Source organism: Mucilaginibacter sp. GW821-FHT07H05 (genome assembly GCF_059418485.1).
In genome coordinates, this window is the sequence record NZ_JBWKPY010000002.1 from 300,362 (window position 1) to 322,651 (window position 22,290).

Consider the following 22,290-nt stretch of genomic DNA (forward strand, 5'->3'; position numbering starts at 1 on the left):
CCATCTTAAGTTGCCAGCACCGGTAAATCAAAATAAAACCGGCTACCTACACCAACTTCACTTTCTACGCTAATATCACCACCCTGGGCTACAATAAATTCTTTTGAAATAGCCAGGCCCAGGCCCGAGCCCGATTTGTTTTGTCCATCTGTTGGTACCTGAAAATAACGATCAAACAACCGCTCCTTGTACTGCGCATCAATTCCCTTACCAAAGTCCTGTACCGAGAACTCAACGCTACTTGTTTTTAAACTTACGTTAACCAAAATTTTTGACCGGGCATGGCTATAACGTATGGCGTTTGATAAAAAATTGATCATAACCCAGGCCGTTTTTTCTACATCAACATTAAGTTGAGGCAAATCGGGAGCAATAGCTTGTTCTATAATGAGCCCTTTTTGGTCCGCTTCAAATTTCACCGCTTTAATGGCATAATCAATAATTTGTTCGGGCCGCGCCGGTACAAAATTCAACTGTATATTGCCTGTTTCAACTTGCGAAAGATCAAGCAATTCATAAGTTATCTTTAATAAACGCTCGGCATCGCCGCTAATATGTTTAACCAATTGCCCCTGTTCGGTATTTAATGCGCCTACCCGGTCGTCAGCTAACAGCTTCGCGCTCATCTTAATTGCAGATATTGGCGTTTTAAGCTCATGTGATATGGTTGCAATAAAATTGCTTTTGGCTTCATCTCGTTCTTTAAACTCTGTAATATTTCGCAGGATGTAAACTTTACCTGCCGATTTTTGCGCTTTAACTATGGTTTCTTCCTGATCGGTTGATAGGTTGGGTACAGAAATCTCGCTTGTTTCCAATTGAAAATGCGAATCCTTTCCGTCGGCAAATATTTTAAAGTGCCTGTCGGTTTTTTCGTTCGCTATGATTGATTTGAAAAGGTCGTTATCTTTAATAACACTGGCTATTGATTGACCCTGTTGTTGCTCTTCTTTTAACCCGAGAATATTTTTTGCCGCGGTGTTTATAAACAGGATTTCCTGCTTTTCATTGATCCCTATGATGGCATCGTGCATTTGTTCAATAATCGTTTCGATACGCAGTTTCTCCGACATTATTTTTGACAGGTTACTGTTCTCCCATTCATTCAACCGCGAGGCCATATCATTAAACGCGTTTGCTACTTCGGCAAACTCATTATTCTTATCAAATTGAATGCGTTGGTTATAGTTCTTTTTGGCAATCTCTCTGATACCATCCAACAAAGAATTTAGAGGGTTAGATATAATACCGGGGAAGTTTATGCTGAAGCTAAACAATATCAGGAAGGTAAAAGTGCCTGCCAGGCCCAGAAACAGGCTGGCATTTTTTACCGAAGTGTGGGCCTTATCGTTTTTAACAACAATAGCGTGCATGTTAAGCATATCTATCATACGCAGGTATTTCCGGGTTTCCCTTTCCGATTGCTTCAGCAGGGCCGGAGTAGCTGTAGGGCTTTGGATCTGGATAAAAGCCTCTCTCAGGCTCTTTACCGCTTCCAATTCACCCGGTTCGGTTATATTATGTTCTTCCTTAACTAATTGTGTATTAAAATACTTGGCGGCCTCACGGTCCAGCGGGAGGTTATGTTCGTCCAGAACAGTACGCATCTCTTTTGTAAAGTTCAGCGTTTCATAATTATCCTTCAAAATTACTTTGGCGCTATTTGATATTTCGTTGATATAAAACAGCGATATCAATCCAAAAAACAGGACAACAACAAACAAAAAGCCGAATCCTAAACGGAGTTTATTTTTTACTTTCATGATAATATAACTAAATCAATTTCTGTAGCTGCTATTTTTTTAAGCAGTCCATTAAATACAGCGGTTCTCAAAATTACCTGGAACAGGTTTAAGTGTGGCTTGCCAATACAAATGGTGGTTATTTCCCTTTCTTCGGCCACGTTCATAATGGTTTGAGTAACCTGGTCGCTTTTTACTTTTAAAACTTCGCCACCCAATTCGGTCGCCAGTTTAAAGTTGTTTATCAAATGCCTTTGTTTATCCAGTTTAATCCGGTCCATACTTTCACTGCTGCTTTGCACATATAGCACAATCCAGGGTGCGCGGAAATAGGAAGCCAGCCTTGCTGTTTTTCTGATCACTGTTTTCGAAGTTTCTGCATTTGATGAGATACACGCCAGAAACCTTTCGGGCCTTACCTTAATTTGTTTGGGTATTTCAATATCAATTTTACGCTCTAAATGGTGTGCTACTTCCTTAAGTGCTATCTCTCTTAACTGCAAGATCTTTTCACTGCGAAAAAAGTTTTGTAAAGCCGTTGCTATTTTAGCCTTATTGTAAATCTTGCCTTCTTTTAACCGGTCTATCAGTTCGTCGGCAGTCAGGTCAATATTTACAATCTCATCGGCCATTTCCAATACTTTATCGGGTATCCGCTCGGTAATGCTAACGCCGGTAATGTTTTGTATTTCTTCGTTCAGGCTCTCCAGGTGCTGTATGTTTACAGCCGATATTACATTAATACCCGATTCCAGTATGTCCAGTACATCCTGCCAGCGCTTGTTGTTTTTACTGCCTTCAATATTGCTATGCGCCAGTTCATCTACAATGACAACTTCGGGGTGCCGGTTCAAAATACTTTTCAGGTCCATTTCTTCCAGCTCCTTACCTTTATAAAATATTTTGCGGCGGGGGATTACGGGCAAGCCTGCTAAAAGCGCGTGCGTTTCTGCACGGTTATGTGTTTCTATGTAGCCTATTTGTACATTAATGCCATTGCGCAATAAAGCATGGGCCTCCTGCAGCATCCGGTAAGTTTTGCCTACGCCCGCGCTCATCCCGATATATATTTTAAACCGGCCGCGCCTTGAGCGCTTGATCAGTTCAAGGAAGTGTTCAACCGGTTGTTCTGTTTTTTTTTCGGACATAACTTAAAAGCTATAAAAGAGGATGTAAAAACATCCCCTTTTGTATGAACTACAGGTAATTGATCAATCAACAAATTAGCTTTACAAGCACACGCTATCTTCATTTATTTAATTCATCCAGCGCTATATTTAATTTAAGCACATTAACTTTAGCAGGACCGAATATCCCCCATAAGGCTTTTTCGGTATGGGCTGCAATTATCTGGCTGACCTGAGCCGCGGCAATTCCACGGGCACGGGCAATACGTGCAACCTGCACCTGTGCACCTGCAGGCGAAAGATCGGGGTCCAGGCCGCTGCCCGAAGCGGTAACCAGTTCGGCCGGGATCTGTTCCTTTTTAATATCCGGATTGTGCTTTAAAAAGGTATCTATACGGCCCTTAACATCTTTGTTTAAGTAATCAGGGTTTGACGGCCCTTTGTTTGAACCTGCCGAACCGGCAGCGTTATAATCAACGGCTGACGGGCGCGACCAAAAGTATTTATCTTTTGTAAATTTTTGCCCAATGTTAGCGTAACCAACTACCCGGCCTTTGTAACTAACGGCCTGTCCATCACCATGTCCCGGTGTAAATTTCCCAATGCCCGCTATAGCCAGCGGGTATAAGCCCGATACGATCACTAATAAAATTAAAGTTAATTTTATGGATGGTAATAAGTAAGTTTTCATAATCTTCGTTATTAATAATTATATTAAAATTCCTACAATAAGGTCTATCATTTTGATGCCGATAAATGGTATCAGCACACCGCCTAAGCCATATATCAGCAGGTTTCTGCGTAACAGCGCGCTGGCGCCTATCGGCTTGTATTCCACACCACGCAGGGCAAGCGGAATAAGCAGGGGTATAATAATGGCATTAAATATTACAGCCGATAAAATAGCTGATTGAGGACTATGCAGTTCCATTATATTCAATGCCCTTAATGATGGTATAGACACCATGAATAATGCCGGAACAATAGCAAAGTATTTGGCAACATCATTAGCTATAGAGAATGTGGTTAAGGTGCCGCGCGTCATCAGCAGCTGTTTGCCTATTTCTACAATCTCGATCAGTTTGGTTGGGTCATTGTCCAGGTCAACCATATTGCCGGCCTCTTTAGCAGCCTGGGTGCCGCTGTTCATAGCTACGCCAACATCTGCCTGTGCCAGGGCCGGGGCATCATTTGTACCATCGCCCATCATCGCCACCAGTTTGCCTTCCTGCTGCTCTTTCTTGATATAGTTCATTTTATCTTCAGGCCTGGCCTCGGCAATAAAATCGTCAACACCGGCCTTTTCAGCAATAAATCTGGCGGTAAGCGGATTGTCGCCGGTTACCATTACGGTTTTTACGCCCATTTTACGCAGGCGTTCAAAGCGTTCGAATATGCCGGTTTTTATAATGTCCTGAAGCTCTATTACCCCCAGTATTTTTTCATTTTGCGATACCACTAATGGTGTGCCGCCATTTGAAGCGATGGTCTTTACGCGCTCTTCTGTTTCAGCCGGAAACGAGTGCCCCGCTTTAACCGCTATGTTTTTTATAGAATCAAAAGCGCCTTTACGTACACGCAGTCCATCAGGTGTATCCAGTCCGCTTGAGCGGGTTTCGGCCGTGAATTTGATAAACACCGAGTCTTTGGGGGCCTTTATAGCCTGCATATTTTTGTTTTGCTCGGCCAGTTCAACAATTGATTTTCCTTCGGGAGTTTCATCAGCCAATGAGCTTAAAACGCATGCCCTTACAAATTCATCTTCGTTTATACTATTGGCCGGATAAAAGTTGGTAGCCTTGCGGTTGCCAATGGTAATGGTACCCGTTTTATCCAACAGCAGTACATCCAGATCGCCGGCGGTTTCAACAGCTTTACCCGATTTGGTTATTACGTTGGCACGCAATGCCCTGTCCATCCCGGCAATACCGATAGCTGATAAAAGCCCGCCGATGGTGGTTGGTATTAAACAAACAAACAGCGATATAAAAGCGGCAATGGTAATGGGTGTATTGGCATAATCGGCAAAGGGTTTAAGGGTGACGCATACGATAACAAACACTAAAGTAAAACCGGCAAGCAAGATGGTTAACGCGATCTCGTTTGGTGTTTTTTGGCGGGATGCCCCTTCAACCAGCGCAATCATCTTATCCAGAAAACTTTCGCCGGGTTGGGTGGTAACCTGTACTTTTATATGATCTGACAATACCTTTGTGCCACCTGTTACTGATGATTTATCGCCCCCCGATTCGCGGATAACCGGGGCTGATTCACCGGTTATCGCCGATTCATCAATAGTAGCTATACCTTCAATAATTTCACCGTCTGTGGGTATCGTATCACCCGCTTCGCAGATAAATACATCGCCCTTTTTTAATGAAGACGACATTACAACCTGCTCGTTACCGTTTACCAGTAAACGGGCGGGGGTTTCTTCCCGGGTTTTGCGCAAGCTTTCGGCTTGTGCCTTGCCGCGTGCTTCGGCAATCGCTTCGGCAAAATTGGCAAACAAAACAGTTAACAGTAGTATAAAAAATATAGTGAAGTTATAACCCCAGCTTCCCTGTCCGCTATTGGTAAAAGAAAATATAGTTACTATAAGCATTACAACGGTACCTATCTCCACGGTAAACATTACAGGGTTACGTACCAAAATGCGCGGGTCGAGCTTGATGAACGATTGCTTAAAAGCATCCGCCATTTGATCGCCCTGGAATAATGTATTTTTATCAGTTCTCATGATGAATCTCTTTTGATTATTTAAGTGAAAAATGTTCGGCTATTGGCCCCAGGGTTAATGCCGGGAAAAACGACAGGGCTGCAACGATAACAATGACAGCCAGTATCATCACGCCAAATGTTGTGGTATCCGTTTTTAATGTTCCTGCCGATTCGGGAATAAATTTTTTGTTGGCCAAAATACCCGCGATAGCCACTGGCCCTATTATAGGCAGGAACCTGCCAATAAACATGATCAGACCTGCGCTTACATTCCAGAAAATGCTGTTATCTGCCAGGCCTTCGTATCCCGAACCGTTATTAGCCGAAGAAGAACAAAACTGATACAGCATTTCCGAAAAACCATGAAAGCTTGGGTTATTTAGCCATGCCGATGGTTTCTCGGCCCAATTTATTCCCGGGTGGTAAACAAATATGTAAGAGGCAATGGCTGTGCCTGCCAATATCATAAAGGGGTGCAATAAAGCGATGAGCGAGGCTATTTTCATTTCGCGGGCCTCTATTTTGCGGCCCATAAACTCGGGCGTGCGGCCAACCATCAGCCCCGAAATAAATACCGCGATGATGATGAAAATATAAAAGTTGAGATAGCCAACCCCTGCACCGCCGTAAAAAGAATTGATCATCATATCAAACATTTGCGCAACGCCCGACATAGGCATCATGCTGTCATGCATCGCATTTACCGAACCATTTGAAGTTACGGTAGTGCTTACGCCCCAAAAAGCCGAAGCAATTGCGCCAAAGCGTACCTCTTTGCCTTCCATTGCGCCGCCGGCCTGGTTGATACCCATGTGTGCTATTGCCGGATTACCGCCCACTTCGGCGTTGATAGAGGCATAAAGCAGGGTGAAGTAGCCCACCGTCATTACACCAAAAATAACCCAGGATAGTTTTCGCTTATTTAAATAGAAACCCAATGCAAAAACTAAGGCGATAGGGATTAGTATGATGCTGATATTTTCAACGATGTTAGTCAGGTAGTTGGGATTTTCGAGCGGATGGGCCGAGTTTGCACCATACCAGCCGCCACCGTTGGTGCCCACCTGTTTTATAGCGATCATACCGGCAGCGGGCCCGCGCGAAACGTGGATGGTATCGCCCTGCAAACCAATTATGGTGTCTTTGCCTTTATAGCTGGTTGGCGTACCGTTAAATGCTAAAATAATAGCTACTACAATACTTACCGGCAGTAATATCCTGGTTATTGATTTTACAAAATAATCCCAGAAATTACCAAGCTTATCGGTTACTTTATCTTTCATCGCCCTAAAAACAACCAGCATAGCTGCAATACCGGTGGCGGCGCTCACAAAGTGTAAAAAATTAAACACAAATAGCTGTGTATAGTAGGTTGCACCTGTTTCGCCCGAATAATCCTGCAGGTTGGTATTGGTGATAAAACTTATAGCGGTATTAAAAGCCAGGTCGGGCGTTTGATTTGGATTGCCATCTGGGTTTAACGGTAAATGCGACTGGAACAATAAACAGAAAAAGCTATAAAACAACCATAAGCAATTTATGGTGAGCAATGCTTTTAAATGCTGTTTCCAGTTCATTTCCCTGTGCGTATCTATGCCGCTGAATTTAAAGATCAGCCTTTCAACCGGGGCCATAAAGTCGAGCCAGGTTTTCTCGCCTTTAAAAACTTTGGCCATATATTTACCCAGTGGTATAGCCAGGGCAAGGGTAGCCAGGTACATAAAAATAATACCTAAGTATTCCGTATTCATAATGATTGATTTTTTGTTGATTAAAATTTTTCGGGATTAAGCAGTACATAAACCATGTAAATAAACACAGCCACTGCTACGATGAATAGTGCTAACATGATGGTTAAATTTTTTCGAAGTAGTTAACGGATTTAAAGAGCAGCCAGAATACAACGATAAAGGCCAATACATAAAGTGCGACTTGTAAAAGATCCATAGTTTTTCAATTTTCTAAAGGGTTAACCAAGCCCATGCCATAAAAATCAATTAATTGATTTACAGATATTTATATCATATTTAGATTTGAGATACAAAAAACCCCTACCAAAATGGAAGGGGTTTTTATCAAATAGGAGTGCTATCAGGAGAGGGTAATAACCCATGAATAGACCTTTTAGGGTAGCCCCTGGCCGGGGCATTATCGTTCCCGTTACGTTTTCTACAAACAGGTAGTCCCTCCGGGACATAGAACCGGGCTTACACCATCAATATTCGATGATGCTTCTGTGTCCCGGAGGGACTATCTGTTTGTAGCATGGAAGAAAGAAAAGGAATTGTCCCCCAGCGGGGACTACCCTAATAAACACATATCCGTAATGTCTATTCGTGGGATATTATTATCAGGAGAGGGTGTAATGGTCCAGTTTCCGGTAAAGGGTAGTAAGGCCGATGTTTAATAGCCGGGCCGCTTCGGTTTTATTGCCGCGTGTATGGTGCAAAACTTTGTATATATGTTGCTTTTCTATCGACTCGAGGTCGAGGGCATCAACGTCTACACGCGCCGTTCTAAACTCAACAGGTAACAGGTCAACGTCTATAACCCCTTTTTCTGCCAGTATCACCACACGCTCTATAACGTTTTTAAGCTCCCGCACATTTCCTTTCCAATGATGTTGGGCAAGCACATGCATAAATTCGTCGCTTATATGTTCGATACGGGTATTCACTTTATCAGCAAACTGCTTAAGGTAATGCCTGGCAATTAACTCAATATCGGCCTTACGCTGATTGAGTGACGGCAGATTGATGGTAAAAACAGATAACCTGTAAAATAGATCGAGCCGGAAATGTCCTTCCTGCGCCTCTTTTTCCAGATCACGGTTAGTAGCGGCCAAAATGCGGATGTTTACTTTGGTTGTTTGTGTATCACCTATCTTAATAAAAGTTCTGCTTTCTATAACCCGGAGTAGTTTGGCCTGAAGCTCTAAGCTCATTTCTCCTAACTCATCTAAAAAAATGGTGCCATTATTGGCTTCTTCAAACAGGCCTTTTTTATCTTTTACGGCCCCGGTAAATGCCCCGGCTTTATAGCCGAACAACTCGCTCTCCAATAATTCGGATGGGAAGCTGCTGCAATTAACAGCTACAAAAGGCTGCAAACGCCGGCTACTCTCATAATGTATAGATTCGGCAAATACTTCTTTCCCCGTGCCGGTTTCACCCAGCAATAATACGGTAGTGTCTGTTGCGGCTACCTTTTTAGCAACAGCTATAGCTTCGGTAATTGCTTTTGATTTCCCAAGGATCTGGTCAAAGCTGTATTTGCCGGTTATCCTTGCCTCCAGGTTAAACACCCTTAATTGAAACCGGGCTTTTTCTGCTGCTTTGTAAACTAAGGGGATGATCTTATCATTATCATCGCCTTTGGTGATATAATCAAATCCGCCGTTTTTCATGGCTTGCACACCATCCGCTATAGTACCATGGGCCGTAAGGTTTATAATTTCAACGTAGGGTTTCTTTTCTTTGATTAATTTAACCAACTCTACACCATTCATATCAGGCAGCTTAACATCGCTGATAACAACATGAATATCTTCCAGCATAAGCACTTTCAAGCCCGCTTTAGCTGTGTAGGTTTTAAATAGATGAAAGCCTTCCAGTTCTAATATCCTTGCAATTAATGCGGCCAGGCCTTGTTCGTCATCAATGATGAGGACGTTTGCCAATGGGGTTGTTTTAGTTTCCATGCAAAAATTGCAGCTAAAAGGGTGCCTGCTATTAATTAAACCCCAAAAGCAATATAAGTATTTGTATTATAGGATGTTATTTTAATAAGCGGTTAATACTTACCCTCCAAACAGTGTCATAATGATATGGTTTTTTATCAAAATGGTTATTGGCGAGGTATGCAACCATACGATAACCTGCCACCCCAATTTCGCCATCATTCCTTGATACTACCATAAATGCCGGTGAATTTGGCAATAACGGATATTGATAAAACAGAATGCATTACAGGCTTATTGGTTTGCCTGCAGTAGTTTCATATCGAAGCCGCTCGGCTAAACTGCGAAGCGGCTTTTTTGTGGGTGCAAAAATTGCGTAATTAAATTATTACACGCCGCCGCTATCACTTTCAAAACATTTTTACAGTTATATACATTGAAAAGAAAACATTACCTGCCTATGCAAAGTGGAACATCTACTTATGTTGCCAAGGAAAGTATATATCGTATCCCTGTTAATTCTTTTGAATTCGGGTGCATTAATAGCACAGGACAGTACGCTACTGGGCAGGCCGTTGCGCTGGAACCTGGTGCAATGCATCGAATATGCCAAAAAGAATAATATCCAGATCAATTCGCTGCGGCTGAGCAAGCTAACCAGCCAGCAGGAGTATTTGCTGGCAAAGGCGGGGCGGCTGCCCAACCTTTCGGGTTCGGCCTCGCAAAGTTTCATACACCAGAACCGGCAGGGCAACGCATCCATTGTAAATGGCAACAGCGTGGTAACCGGTGGCAGCTCGGGCATTACTTCCTCAGGGCAATATTCATTAAACTCGTCGGTAACGCTTTTTAACGGCGGGTACATCAACAACAACATCCAGCAAAAAAACATCGCGGTCGAATCGGCAAATCTGGATATCATCCAGCAGGAAAACGATATTACGCTGCAAATAACACAAGCTTACCTGGCCATCCTGCTCGACAAGGAAAATGTTATTTCGGATACCTCGGTGGTAAATACATCTAAAGCGCAGGTAAAACTGGAACAGCAGCGCTTTAATGTAGGCAGCGTTGCCCGCAAGGACCTGATACAGATGCAGGCGCAAAATGCTACCGACCAATACAATCTCACAACGGCCATGAATACCGAAAGGGCCGACCTGCTTACCCTGAAACAATTGTTATTGTTGCCGGCAGATGTTGACTTTGATATTCAGAAACCGGTTGCACTGGGTATAAATGCCAGCCTGACACCATTGAAACAGGCTGAAGACACCGCCATGAAATACCGGCCCGAAATAAGGAACGGCCAGTTGGGTGTGGATATAGCACAATACGATATTAAAAAAGCGCGGGCGGGTTACCTGCCAACCCTCAGCGCGGGCGGCGGCCTGGGTTCGCAATACAGCAGCGGCAGCGGGTATTTTTCGCAGCTGAATAATAACTTTTACCAGCAATTGGGCGTCACGCTTTCCATCCCCATTTTTACCCGCCGGGTTGTAAAAACGCAGGTTGAAGAGGCAAAGATCAACGTAGATCAGGCAAAACTCAATTTCAGTAACACCAGGATAACCCTGTCGCAAAGCGTGGAGCGGGCCTATATCAATGTGCAGAACGCCCAAAGCCAGTATGATGCCGCGCAGGTTCAGTTCAATTTTAACCAGGAAAGCTACCGGATAGCCAATGAACAATTGAAGATCGGGGCGTCGAACATGGTTGATTTCCTGTTGCAAAAAACACTGTATGTACAGGCACAGCAGGCGGTTATACAGGCAAAATATAATCTATTGCTAACACAAAAAATATACGATTTCTACAGGGGCATACCCGTAACCTTATAATTAACGGCCGACATGAAACCAATCTATAAGAGAATCCTCATCATCCTCACTATCCTGATCGCGCTGGTGCTGGTATGGTATTTCTTCATCAGGAAAACTGAAGAACCAATAAAACTGGCGGCAGAGAAACCAACGCGCGGTTATATTGCACAAAGCGTTACCGCAACAGGTAAAATAGAGCCGGAAGATACCGTAACGGTTGGTTCGCAGGTATCGGGTATTATCAAAAACCTGTATGTAGACTTTAATTCGAAAGTTAAAAAAGGGCAGCTGCTGGCTGAACTTGACCGATCGCTGCTGCAGGCAACGTTAGATCAGTACCGGGGCAACCTGCAAAATGCCCAGAGCCAGCTTGTATTCCAGAAGACTAATTTTGACAGGCAAAGTCAACTCTATAAGGTTGATGCCATTAGTAAGGCCGATTATGATAGCGCTGTCAATACCTATTCGGCAGCAAAGGCAAGTGTGGAGAGTGCGCAGGCACAGGTTAGGTCGGCAGCAAAAAACCTTTCCTATGCCGACATTTATTCGCCCATAGACGGTGTGGTGCTTAACCGGAGTATCAGCGTGGGGCAAACCGTAGCGGCAAGTTTCAACACGCCTACCCTGTTTGTTATTGCCAAGGATATTACCAAGATGGAGGTACAGGCCAATGTGGATGAAGCGGATATAGGCGATGTAAAACCGGGCGACAGATCGAGCTTTACGGTAGACGCCTTTATTAACGACCAGTTTGGCGGCACGGTGCGCGAAATAAGGCTCCATCCTTCGGTTTCGGCCAATGTGGTAACCTATACCACCATTATCAACGCGCCAAATAATGATATGAAACTAAAGCCGGGTATGACAGCCAGCATTATCGTTTACACTAAAGAAGTAAATAACGCGCTGCTGATACCAGCCAAAGCGCTGTCCTTTACCCCCGACTCATCATTAATGAAAGATTACCAGATAGTGGGAAAAGTGCCCCACAAAGGCAAGCGCAGCAAAAGTGCAAACGCGGCGGCTAACGGTGGCAGCCCTACGGCCAACCAGATATCGCATACGGCAAAAAGCCGCACCGATACCTCTGGCGTAGCCAAGCAGCGAGCATTAATATGGGTAGTGCAGGGGAAAAAACTGGTACAGAAAAGGATAGAGATAGGGCTGAATGATAATACCCATGTAGAAGTGCTGGCCGGCCTTGCCGCAAACGAGGTGGTGGCAACAGGCATAAGCGGGGGCGCTGGTAAAACCGCGGCTGCAAATCCCGGGGCGAGCCCCTTTTTACCGCAAAGACGCGGCGGCGGAGGGAGGAACCGATGAGCAAAAAGATATTGGAAATAAAGGAACTCCGGCGCGATTTTGTTATGGGCAGCGAAACGGTGCATGCGCTGAGGGGGATTTCGTTTGATGTGAATGCAGGCGAGTTTGTGACCATTATGGGCAGCAGCGGGTCGGGTAAAACCACCTTGCTGAATATTTTGGGTTGTTTGGATAAACCATCGATAGGCAATTATTTTTTGGATGGGGTGGATGTGAAACAATTATCGCGCGATGAACTGGCGCAGCTGCGTAACCATAAAATCGGCTTTGTTTTTCAGGCCTATAACCTGCTTCCGCGCACTACGGCCCTTGAAAATGTAGAGCTGCCCTTGTTATACAACAAGGATGTGAGCGCTGCCGAGCGCCGCGAAAGGGCCATCAGCGCTTTGGAAGCGGTTAAATTAGCCGACAGGCACGATCATACGCCAAGCCAGCTGTCGGGCGGGCAGCAACAGCGTGTGGCGATAGCCCGGGCACTGGTAAACCAACCGGTAATGATACTGGCTGATGAAGCCACCGGCAACCTGGACAGCCGAACATCATACGAGATTATGGCGCTGATGCAGGAATTGAATTCGAACCAGGGAAAAACAATCGTGTTTGTAACGCACGAGCCCGATATCGCCTCCTTCAGCAGCCGGACGATACAGCTGCGCGACGGGCATATACAAAAGGATACGCAGAATGAAAATAAACGCTCGGCAAAGGAAATGCTGGACAGCTTACCGCCGACGGAAGATTATTAATTATGGAATAGTACAATAGGAAACGAAAAGTAATGAGCTTTATAAACCTGGTACGAATAGCATTAAAGGCACTGCAGCGTAATAAACTGAGGGCATTTCTTACCATGCTCGGTATTATCATAGGCGTGGGCTCGGTGATCGCTATGGTAGCCATCGGGCAGGGGTCGAAACAAAGCATACACGATCAGCTTTCCAACATGGGCACCAATATGATCACCGTTCAGCCGGCCAGTAACCTGAACGGCGGCGTACGCATTGCCGGCACAAGTTTCCAAACGCTTACCATAAAAGATATCACAGCGCTGAAAGCAGGTGCGCAATACATCACCGAAATATCCCCGTCGGTAACATCAAGGGGGCAGGCCATTAACGGCGCTTTAAACTGGCCCACACAAATGTCGGGCGTAGCGCCCGAATACCTGGATATCCGCAAACTGGCCCTTAAAGACGGTATAGCTTTCACCGATAATGATGTAAGGACTGCCGCCAAGGTATGCCTTATCGGGCAAACGGTTGTAGATAACCTTTTCCCTAACGGCGAAAACCCCATTGGCAAAGTGATCCGTTTTGGAAACATTCCCTTCCAGATCATCGGCATTTTGAGTCCAAAAGGCTTTAACGCTTTCGGGCAGGACCAGGATGATATCCTGATAGCGCCTTACACTACCGTTCAAAAACGGATCCTGGCCACTATCTATTACGGGAACATTTATGCTTCGGCTATGAACGAAGGCGCTACCGCTGCGGCTGTTACTGAGATGACACAGATACTAAGGGATTCGCACCGGTTGACAGAGAGCGAGGATAATGATTTTACCGTGCGTACCCAACAGGAACTGATTGCCACACTCAGTTCCACAAGCGGGTTACTGACGGTTTTATTAACCGTAGTGGCAGGCATTTCGCTGGTGATAGGCGGTATAGGTATTATGAATATTATGTATGTTTCGGTAACCGAACGCACTAAGGAGATCGGTCTGCGCATGTCCATTGGCGCGCGTGGGAAAGATATTTTACTTCAATTTTTGATGGAAGCCGTGCTGATCAGCGTCACCGGTGGAATAATCGGGGTGATTTTAGGCATCGCCTCATCGCAGGTTGTTACGCTGACGTTGAAGTGGCCCACCATCGTATCCGAATCGTCGGTATTGCTATCGTTTTGCGTTTGCGCCATAACCGGGATCTTCTTTGGCTACTACCCGGCCCAAAAAGCCTCGCGGCTCGATCCGATTGAGGCCTTGCGATATGAATAACCGGCAGGAAAATCTTACAGGTCAAATTTACATCTCTTATTCCACAGCCGCGTCAACCAATGCTTTTAGTTCTTTATAACGTTGGTTACGGCCATCGTTCCTGATGTAAAAGGTCATCATAAAGGCTGCGTAACCTTTGTTGTAATCCACCCAGGGGAAACTGCCGAACAATCCCGGGCTGGTTACCGCGCCCTTATCCATGGTCCACTCGCCGTAGCCGTAACCAAATCCGCCGGCTTCAGTTGGGGAATAAGCCACTTTAACATCGGGGGTCACCCGGTTTATCTGCATTTGAGCAATACTGGCCTCGCTTAATATCCGCTTGCCGTTAAAAGTGCCCTTATTTAATATCATCACCAAAAAGTTCATATAATCTTCGGGGGTGCTAATGCCGCTACCGGCCGGCAGCGGGACTTTACCTGTACCGTAATCAGTGTTTTTCATATGCAACGGGTTGGCTATTCGTTCGGCAAATAAGGTTTGGAAGCTTTTACCGCCTATCTTTTCAATCACGGCACCGGCTATCTGCAAACCCACGTTGCTGTACCGGAATACCTTGCCTGGTTCGCCCTCTATTGGTAGCTGCGCGATGTTCTGTATGGCTTCGTCCATGGTGCTGATGCTGCGCATTTCGGCCAGATCATCTTTTAACGAAGCCGCCTTAATACCCGTTTGGTGCGACAGGCACTGGCCAATGGTGATTTTCCCTTTGCCGTTTTTGCTAAGCACCGGCAGAAACTTACCTACAGTATCGGTCAGTTTCAATTTACCTTCATCTACAAAAGTCATCACTAATGCAGCGCTTAGCCATTTGCTGCAACTGGCAATAGCCTGGCGGGATGAGGGGGTGTAATCATCCACATCCGGCGTTTGCCCTTGTTTTTTAGCCATGAGTTTGCCCATCATCTTTTGCCGCATATTCATGTTGTTTACCGAATGCGTGTAAGTGATTTTACCATTTTGATAAACCATCAGGATCACCCGCCCGCCCATCGCGGAGGCGTTGTCCTGCAGCCAGGCATCTACTTTTTTAAAGTTTTGCTGCGCGTTTACACGGTTAAATCCTGCGCAAAGCAGCAATACAATTACAATCAGCCTTTTCATTTTACATTTTCATTTGCTCGCGCACTTTATCTTTCAGTTCATCTTCAAACTTTTGGTACTGCTTGTATTGTTCGGCGCTGAATACCTTTTTTAATTCGGCATCCTTATCTTTTTGTATAGCCATGGCAGCCCGGTATTTTTTAAATTTACCATCGTCTCCTTTTATAACGGGTTCCATTTTCTGCGCGTATTTAAGGTTAATGGCCTGCACCTTAACTACTTGAACGGTATCCAGCTGCATCTTGCTTTTCATAAAGCTGGTTTGAAACTGCGCCCTTTGTTCGGGCGTTCTATTTTTCATGCCGGTTAAATCCTGGGCTTGGGTGGGTTGTACCAGGGCTGCAATAATCAGTACGGTTAATACCAGTCCTATTTTTAATTTATCTGTTATCATTTTCATATCTGCTGGGTTGTTATGTGCTAATATAATATTTACCATTGAATGGTGTAAGATGCCCCGCTATTTAACACCAGCGTGGCTTTGTTTCCGCCCAAAAAGGTAATGACGCCATTAAAGGTAAAACTTTTGCCCGATGTGGAATTGCCTGAAATGGCCACAGTGGCGCTACCCGATAATATCTGCTGACTTATTTTATCAAGCACCAGGTTGGTTGAAGTGATGCCCAGTGTACTGGCGAAAGCATAGTTACGGCCAATTTTTGATGTTTGGCTACCGGTACGGTTGTAGGTAGTGCTTAATATGTAGGTGCTTGGCGTGGCCTGTAATACCAAACTACCGGTGCTGCTATCGTTTGATGACATGCGCAAACCATCGTAACTGCTGCTGCCTGTAAAACCGGCAGTGAACTGGCTGGTGGCACAGTTTAACAGGTAGTTCCATTTTAAAGAATAGTTGTAAGCTGGAATAGCGCCAGTTACGCTGGACCGGGTGATCGTAGAATCCTTTTGTGTGCCGCAGGTGAGCGTAACCGTTTTGTAAACCGTTACCGAGCTATTTATCTGTAAAACCAACCCGCCGGTTGAGGTAGTTACGGCACTGGTTGTTAGTTCGGCCACATCGGCTTCAGTAACTGTGTCCGCGCTTGATGTATTGTCTTTTTTGCAGGAATTAAGACTAAGACTTAAGCCCGTGGTAAATAGTAATGCCAGTATTATTCTGTTGGTTTTAAAAGTAGTTTTCATGGTTTTAATGTTTAAAGGTAATTATCAGATATTTTATTAGAGATATGTTTGATTAATGATGAACTACGACCACACCCCTGCGTACAGCAGGGCGTACCACGGTTACATACGGACGTACCACTACGGCCCTGGCAGGTGCCACCACAACAGGCCTGACTGGTGCTATTACCGGCCGGTGTACTACTACAACTTTGCGGGCGGGCCTTATAACTACACGGGTTTGGGCACTGGCATACAAAGTACCTGTTGTGGCCAGCGCGATGATCAAAATGAGCTTTTTCATGATTTGATAATTTTTTGTTTTAAATGATTTTCTTGTTTTTTAGGTATGACACGATGACGGGGCTTAGGTTTTTACTTTCGGGGTGAAGCGTCTAAAACGGGAGGTGAATTAACCGGCTGTGTAGGCGAACTTGCGGGTTTAAACCAGTTGATAAAGCCCTGGCACACGAGCTTAAAAGGATTATAGCTTAAAAATCCCGTAGTCAGGCCATAATTCACTTTTTCAGTTTCGGGCTGGTAGGTGCCAAACAGCCTGTCCCAGATAATAAGTACCCCACCAAAATTCTTATCGATATAAATGGTGTTACTGCCATGATGTACCCGGTGCGATGAAGGGGTATCCATTACTTTTTCCGCTACACCCAAAGTGCCTACAACCTCGGTATGTAAAAAAAACTGATAAGCCAGGTTAAGTACGTAAGCAATCACGATATAATCAGTTGGCATACCCAACAATGCGGCCGGCACAAAAAACAGTGGGCTAACCAGGGCCGAGAACCAATTGAGCCGGTAGGCCGCCGTAAGGTTCATGTGCATGGCCGAATGATGGATTAAATGGAAGGCCCACAATGGTTTCCAGCTATGAGATATGCGGTGAAACCAGTAGTAAATAAAATCGGCGGTAAGGAAAGTGATCGCGAAGATCCAACCGTTATGAGGCAGCCTGATAGGTGTTAAACCGGCAAAAAAGCCAAGTATACTTAACTGGTAACCGGCAAACAGATATTTAGAGAACTGGAAACCGACAAACACGGCCAGGTTAGCAAACGTCTCTTTTACATCATACGCGCTGCGGTCTTTCCGCCAGCTCCAGATGATCTCGGCGGTAATGATCATCAGCAGGAAAAGCAAAATATAAATACGGTATGGGCCTATATGATTTTTCATGGTCTTGATGTGATGTTTTATCCATCAGCTGTACAAATGTGACCATGAATAGCGGGCAGAAACGCCTAAAAAAAGGTGAAGCTGAAAAAACAGCCGGCGAATGGCATTAGCTGTCCATCCAGCTTTTAAAATCGGGGACACGGGCCTTACTTACCAGGATGCGTTCATCGGGTTGTGGTTTTATTTTGATCAGCAAACGGCCGTTAAAAAAGAAATCTATCTCGGTAACGGCATTACGGTTGATGATAAACTGTCGGTTGGCACGGTAAAACACCTGCGGATCTAACTGTTGCTCTAATTGCTCCATGGTGAACTCCATAATATATTGGCGGTCGTCTGTAGTGCGGGCATACACTATTTCATTAGCTGTGTAAAACCAGGCGATGCGCAGCGTCTCTACCGGGATCAACTTCTCTCTGAAATGTACCAGGAACGACCGTTTATAGGGTTTTACCAGTTGATTGATCTGCTGCAGTACCCGGCTTAACTGGTTATGTTCTGCCGTTTCGGGGGCCTGGGCAAACAGGGTTTTAAATTTATGCAGGGCATTGCTTATTTCCTGCTCATCAAACGGTTTAAGGATGTAATCAATACCATTATTCTTAAAGGCCCGGATAGCGTAATCATTATAAGCGGTTACAAAAATGGCGGGCCTGGTGATAGCTGCTTGTGTAAATATATCGAACGATAAGCCATCGGCAAGCCGGATGTCCATAAAAATAAGATCGTAAGCATGCGGATGCTCCTTAAACCAGGCCACTCCCTCGGCAACCGAACTTAAGGTACCCACAACGGTTAATCCTGCTTCCAGGCTTTGCAATATGTAGGCCAGGTTACGCGCAGTTACGGCCTCGTCTTCTACTATTACTACACGTAAGATACTCATGCTTTTAAAGGTAGTTTAACCACAAATTGCCCGTTGTTTTTTATTATTTCCATTTCCTGCTGCAGCATAATCTTAAACCGCTCATTTAAATTAGCCAACCCTACACCAGTACTGCTTTCGGGCAAGGGTACTTCCTGCAGGTTATTGCTAACAAGCAGATAACCAGGCTCAACATAAATTTTCACTTTTAGCGGTTTATTTATCGTTGCCGAATTATGCTTTACCGCGTTTTCCAATAAAGGTTGCAGGGATAAATGAGGCAACTGGCTGGAGAGAAAGCTATCGGGTACTTTAATATCTAATTCAAAAGCCTTTTCAAGCCGCATGTGGATCAGTTGGGCGAAAGAACGCAGCATGGTCAGCTCTTCATTAACTGTTACCAGGTTAACTTTAGATTTGGTAATGGTGTAACGGAACACATTGGATAATTCCCGGACATACTTTTGCGCCATAGCCGGGTTTTCCCGGATGACACCCGAAAGGCTGCTCAACGAGTTGAACAGAAAATGGGGGTTCATTTGTTCTTTCAGCAGTTCCAGTTCGGCCAGCATGTAGGCGTTCTTTAGTTGCTCGTTTTCAACTTCCTTATTCTTGCCATCGCGCATTAATAAAATGATTTTAATAATAATGGCTACCAATATACTGCTCAAACCCAGGCGCCCGAGGTATCCGGCGGCTATGCCTCCCGGTATCCGGTTGCCATCAAAGAAAAAGGCACGCTGCAATAAAATGCCGGTAACTATAGCTCCCAATAGTATCAAACCGTTAAAAAAATAATATAAGCCATATTGCTTTTGCCGGCGATAAACTGAAAGCGCTTTGCCTTTTTGCAGGTTAAAGTAAAACAGCAAATAACAAAAACCAAGATTAAACAACATCTGGAAGCCCAGCTCATAGGCATTGAAATGCCAGTAACGGGCTATAATGCCATTTTCGCGCAGGGCCAGCAATTTGCCCGAATTCATCATCAGGGCAATGAGCAGGGAACTATAGCGGGAAATACGCAGCTCGTTTTTATCCATCAGATAAAGTTATAGAAAATACCTGTTCGGGCAGGCTTCATTTACCGGCGAAGCTGAAAAAATCCCGGGTGAATTTACAGTGGGCCATCACGCATATTCTCTTATTCCCGGCTTAACCAGGCGGGCTCGCCTTAATTATTAAGCCCGGTTAATATACTATTGGTTAAACACAAGATAATCTACGGGTTAAAAAATGCCCGATTTGTGGAACAATATCCCATAACAATTTAAGTATCTTTTAATAATCCCTCTTTTTTGAAGCTACGCTGATCATCAGACTAAACTGGCATTAATGTTGGATTAGATATAATGCCCTTCCAAAGGGCTGTTTTTCATAGGTAGATGTATGGGCCGGTAACACTGCGAGAGTTGTTCCGGCCTTTTTTTGTAAATACCTATACGTATTTCAACGCGTGTGTAATAAAATTGCTGGTGAGCCCGTAATCCTCTGTCCCTTTGCGGCGGATAAAAAAGAAATCGCGGGTGATCTTTAAGCCCTCGATAGGCACTTCTACCAGGTCGCCCTCTGCTAACTGCCGTACGATGGAGGGGCGTGGCATAAAGCCCAGGCATTGATCGGCCAGCAGGAAGTTCTTTAGCGCCTCGGTACCGCCCAGGCGGATCTTAACCGACAGGTCGGCAGGTTTAATATGATGCGTCGCCAGCGATTTCAGCAAGGCGTTCAGCGTCCCCGAACCGCGTTCGCGCAGGGCTACCGGAGTTTTAAGCAATTGTTTCAGGGTTAAGGATTTGCCGGCCAGCGGGCTTTTAGCCGAGCATACCGGGATCACCTCGTCGCTCATAAAGGGTTTATAGCCCACCGTAGTGAGTTTATTATCAACCTCAATAATACCAATATCTACCTCGTGGTTAAGCAGCGCGTTCAGGATATACTCCGAGTTGCGGTTAACCAGCTGCACACCTACATTAGTATATTCTTTTTGAAAGCCCGAAAGTATAGATGGTAAAATATAAAGCGCGATAGTGGTGCTGGCGCCCAAACGCAAGTGCCCGGCCGCGTTAGATACATTGCTGAGGACAGACAGGTCATACTCTATCTTGCGTTCTATTTCGGTAGCCTGCAACAGGTACTCATTTAGCTTTTTGCCGGGCTCGGTCAATAAGATACTATTGCCCTTACGTTCGAAAAAAGCTACCTTGTATTGGTCTTCCAGGCCCTTAATGTGCTTGCTGATGGCGGGCTGTGTAACAAATAATACCTGTGCCGCTTTTGAGAAGCTCATGTTGGCGGCAACTTCCATAAATACACGATGGGCGAAAGAGATCATATAAAAGTATTTTCAAATATAGTAAACGCTATAAAATAAAGTTATAATGGTGGTATTATATTATACGTAAAGCCATGCAAAATAGTTGCCCTTACACATGATCTCCATAATTAAAAAACACAAAAGCCGCCAAAGCCGTTTGATGAGTAAACACTAAGCCCGATGAAAATATCTAAATACCTGCACTCGTGCCTGCTTTTTGAAAAAGACGGCTTTAAGTTGCTGATAGATCCCGGCACTTTCTCTTTTGCCGAAGGATTTATTGAGGCCGACGAATTTAACGATGTGGACGCCATCATTATCACCCATATTCACCCCGACCATTTAGATCAGGAAAACCTGGCAAAAATTGTAGAACTAAGCGATGCTAAGGTATACACCGTACCGCAGGTAATTGATGAACTGAAGAAGATAGAATTAAAAAGCGAGCCGATCCCCACCACTATCGGGCCTTTTAGTTTAGAACTGATCCCGGTTAAGCACGAGGCTATCCTGGATAACCCGCTGCCCGAAATGATGGCCTTGCTGATTGACGGTAAAGTGCTGCACCCTGTTGATTCCTTTGAAGATAAACTGCTGAAATATGCAGGCGTTGAACTGCTGATCCTGCCCGTTATGGCCCCTTTCACTAATGAAGTAACAGTGGCGGCCTTTGCTGATAAAATTAGCCCCCGGCGCGTTTTGCCCGTGCATGATGGCTTTGCCAAGCCTTTCTTTTTAAAGCAGCGCTACGCAAATTACAGCCGGCATTTTGCAAAACTGGGGATCCTGTTTCATGATAACGCCATGGAGATAGGCGCATCGGTAGAGGTGTAGTAGTCCTGATGTCATTGCGAGAAGCGGCCTGGCCTGCGTGATGGGGGGCGACGTGGCAATCTCGTAGCTATGTAATCGTAAACGTACTACGGGATTGCCACGCTATCGCTCGCAATGACATTTTTTTTTTAACAACCCAACCTTATTTTACAAAAGAATCACACTCCTTTATTTGGATTTAATTTAAATAAGACCTACATTTGAATCGTTCTAAATAACGCAAATGAGGCTTTCACAACTTAAAGTAGGTAGTAAAGGAATAGTAAAGGAATTTACTGATCTTGAAATGTCTGTAAAATTAATGGAAATGGGTTGTTTACCCGGCGAAGAGATCATGGTGGAGCGTATTGCCCCCCTTGGCGATCCTATTGCCATTAATGTATCGGGCTACCAGTTAAGTTTGCGTAAACGCGAAGCTTCAACCATTATCCTGCATAGTAACTGAA

At 44.8% G+C, this 22,290-nt stretch carries 21 protein-coding genes; 6 read left to right on the forward strand and 15 right to left on the reverse strand.

What is annotated here, in order from left to right:
* Nucleotides 1-5 precede the first annotated feature (5 nt).
* The 7 genes from AC07M6_RS05305 to AC07M6_RS05335 form a co-directional block, all read right to left on the reverse strand.
* On the reverse strand, nucleotides 6-1,763 hold the full coding sequence (locus AC07M6_RS05305; protein WP_494887884.1) for a HAMP domain-containing sensor histidine kinase: 1,758 nt from the start codon (nucleotides 1,761-1,763) through the stop codon (nucleotides 6-8).
* Nucleotides 1,760-2,890, reverse strand: a complete 1,131-nt coding sequence (locus AC07M6_RS05310) for a sensor protein KdpD (protein WP_494887885.1) — start codon at nucleotides 2,888-2,890, stop codon at nucleotides 1,760-1,762. Before AC07M6_RS05310 ends, AC07M6_RS05305 begins: the two co-directional genes overlap by 4 nt.
* 100 nt (nucleotides 2,891-2,990) lie before the next feature.
* A complete protein-coding gene (locus AC07M6_RS05315; RefSeq protein WP_494887886.1) occupies nucleotides 2,991-3,560 on the reverse strand; it encodes a K(+)-transporting ATPase subunit C in 570 nt (189 codons plus the stop codon).
* A gap of 18 nt (nucleotides 3,561-3,578) precedes the next feature.
* Complete coding sequence (kdpB, locus tag AC07M6_RS05320; protein ID WP_494887887.1) at nucleotides 3,579-5,609, reverse strand: potassium-transporting ATPase subunit KdpB; 2,031 nt, start codon at nucleotides 5,607-5,609, stop codon at nucleotides 3,579-3,581.
* Nucleotides 5,610-5,625: 16 nt separating this feature from the next.
* Complete coding sequence (gene kdpA / locus AC07M6_RS05325) at nucleotides 5,626-7,341, reverse strand: potassium-transporting ATPase subunit KdpA (RefSeq protein ID WP_494887888.1); 1,716 nt, start codon at nucleotides 7,339-7,341, stop codon at nucleotides 5,626-5,628.
* 20 nt (nucleotides 7,342-7,361) lie between these two features.
* Nucleotides 7,362-7,439, reverse strand: a complete 78-nt coding sequence (gene kdpF / locus AC07M6_RS05330; RefSeq protein ID WP_494888448.1) for a K(+)-transporting ATPase subunit F — start codon at nucleotides 7,437-7,439, stop codon at nucleotides 7,362-7,364.
* Between the two features lie 501 nt (nucleotides 7,440-7,940).
* Nucleotides 7,941-9,290, reverse strand: a complete 1,350-nt coding sequence (locus tag AC07M6_RS05335) for a sigma-54-dependent transcriptional regulator (RefSeq protein WP_494887889.1) — start codon at nucleotides 9,288-9,290, stop codon at nucleotides 7,941-7,943.
* Between the two features lie 461 nt (nucleotides 9,291-9,751).
* On the opposite strand from AC07M6_RS05335, the gene AC07M6_RS05340 reads away from it, so the two are divergent.
* Genes AC07M6_RS05340 through AC07M6_RS05355 form a run of 4 tightly spaced genes read left to right on the forward strand, consistent with a single transcriptional unit; the run spans nucleotide 9,752 to nucleotide 14,414 of the window.
* Nucleotides 9,752-11,110 (forward strand): TolC family protein, encoded by a 1,359-nt coding sequence (locus AC07M6_RS05340; RefSeq protein WP_494887890.1) that lies wholly within the window; start codon nucleotides 9,752-9,754, stop codon nucleotides 11,108-11,110.
* 12 nt (nucleotides 11,111-11,122) lie between these two features.
* Nucleotides 11,123-12,415: an efflux RND transporter periplasmic adaptor subunit gene (locus tag AC07M6_RS05345; protein ID WP_494887891.1), complete on the forward strand. Its 1,293-nt coding sequence runs from the start codon at nucleotides 11,123-11,125 to the stop codon at nucleotides 12,413-12,415.
* Nucleotides 12,412-13,161: an ABC transporter ATP-binding protein gene (locus AC07M6_RS05350; RefSeq protein ID WP_494887892.1), complete on the forward strand. Its 750-nt coding sequence runs from the start codon at nucleotides 12,412-12,414 to the stop codon at nucleotides 13,159-13,161. The genes AC07M6_RS05345 and AC07M6_RS05350 overlap by 4 nt, the downstream gene beginning before the upstream one ends.
* A gap of 32 nt (nucleotides 13,162-13,193) precedes the next feature.
* On the forward strand, nucleotides 13,194-14,414 hold the full coding sequence (locus tag AC07M6_RS05355) for an ABC transporter permease (protein ID WP_494887893.1): 1,221 nt from the start codon (nucleotides 13,194-13,196) through the stop codon (nucleotides 14,412-14,414).
* A 36-nt stretch (nucleotides 14,415-14,450) separates the two neighbouring features.
* On the opposite strand, the gene AC07M6_RS05360 is transcribed toward AC07M6_RS05355, so the two are convergent.
* The 8 genes from AC07M6_RS05360 to AC07M6_RS05395 all read right to left on the reverse strand — a co-directional run bounded on the left by AC07M6_RS05360 (nucleotide 14,451) and on the right by AC07M6_RS05395 (nucleotide 21,028).
* On the reverse strand, nucleotides 14,451-15,518 hold the full coding sequence (locus AC07M6_RS05360) for a serine hydrolase domain-containing protein (RefSeq protein WP_494887894.1): 1,068 nt from the start codon (nucleotides 15,516-15,518) through the stop codon (nucleotides 14,451-14,453).
* Nucleotide 15,519: 1 nt separating this feature from the next.
* A complete protein-coding gene (locus AC07M6_RS05365) occupies nucleotides 15,520-15,918 on the reverse strand; it encodes a DUF4890 domain-containing protein (protein WP_494887895.1) in 399 nt (132 codons plus the stop codon).
* A gap of 32 nt (nucleotides 15,919-15,950) precedes the next feature.
* Nucleotides 15,951-16,661: a hypothetical protein gene (locus AC07M6_RS05370; protein ID WP_494887896.1), complete on the reverse strand. Its 711-nt coding sequence runs from the start codon at nucleotides 16,659-16,661 to the stop codon at nucleotides 15,951-15,953.
* 52 nt (nucleotides 16,662-16,713) lie between these two features.
* Nucleotides 16,714-16,944 carry a hypothetical protein gene (locus AC07M6_RS05375; RefSeq protein ID WP_494887897.1) on the reverse strand — a complete coding sequence of 77 codons (231 nt, stop codon included), beginning with the start codon at nucleotides 16,942-16,944 and terminating at the stop codon, nucleotides 16,714-16,716.
* 71 nt (nucleotides 16,945-17,015) lie between these two features.
* Complete coding sequence (locus tag AC07M6_RS05380) at nucleotides 17,016-17,831, reverse strand: sterol desaturase family protein (RefSeq protein ID WP_494887898.1); 816 nt, start codon at nucleotides 17,829-17,831, stop codon at nucleotides 17,016-17,018.
* Nucleotides 17,832-17,937: 106 nt separating this feature from the next.
* Nucleotides 17,938-18,717, reverse strand: coding sequence for a LytR/AlgR family response regulator transcription factor (locus AC07M6_RS05385; protein ID WP_494887899.1), 780 nt, complete (start codon nucleotides 18,715-18,717; stop codon nucleotides 17,938-17,940).
* Nucleotides 18,714-19,739, reverse strand: coding sequence for a sensor histidine kinase (locus AC07M6_RS05390; RefSeq protein WP_494887900.1), 1,026 nt, complete (start codon nucleotides 19,737-19,739; stop codon nucleotides 18,714-18,716). Before AC07M6_RS05390 ends, AC07M6_RS05385 begins: the two co-directional genes overlap by 4 nt.
* Before the next feature lie 395 nt (nucleotides 19,740-20,134).
* Nucleotides 20,135-21,028 carry a LysR substrate-binding domain-containing protein gene (locus AC07M6_RS05395; RefSeq protein WP_494887901.1) on the reverse strand — a complete coding sequence of 298 codons (894 nt, stop codon included), beginning with the start codon at nucleotides 21,026-21,028 and terminating at the stop codon, nucleotides 20,135-20,137.
* 162 nt (nucleotides 21,029-21,190) lie between these two features.
* Between AC07M6_RS05395 and AC07M6_RS05400 the strand changes: the two genes are divergently transcribed.
* Together AC07M6_RS05400 and AC07M6_RS05405 are read left to right on the forward strand one after the other, a co-directional pair.
* Nucleotides 21,191-21,844, forward strand: coding sequence for an MBL fold metallo-hydrolase (locus AC07M6_RS05400; RefSeq protein ID WP_494887902.1), 654 nt, complete (start codon nucleotides 21,191-21,193; stop codon nucleotides 21,842-21,844).
* Between the two features lie 223 nt (nucleotides 21,845-22,067).
* Complete coding sequence (locus AC07M6_RS05405; protein ID WP_494887903.1) at nucleotides 22,068-22,289, forward strand: FeoA family protein; 222 nt, start codon at nucleotides 22,068-22,070, stop codon at nucleotides 22,287-22,289.
* Nucleotide 22,290 lies beyond the last annotated feature (1 nt).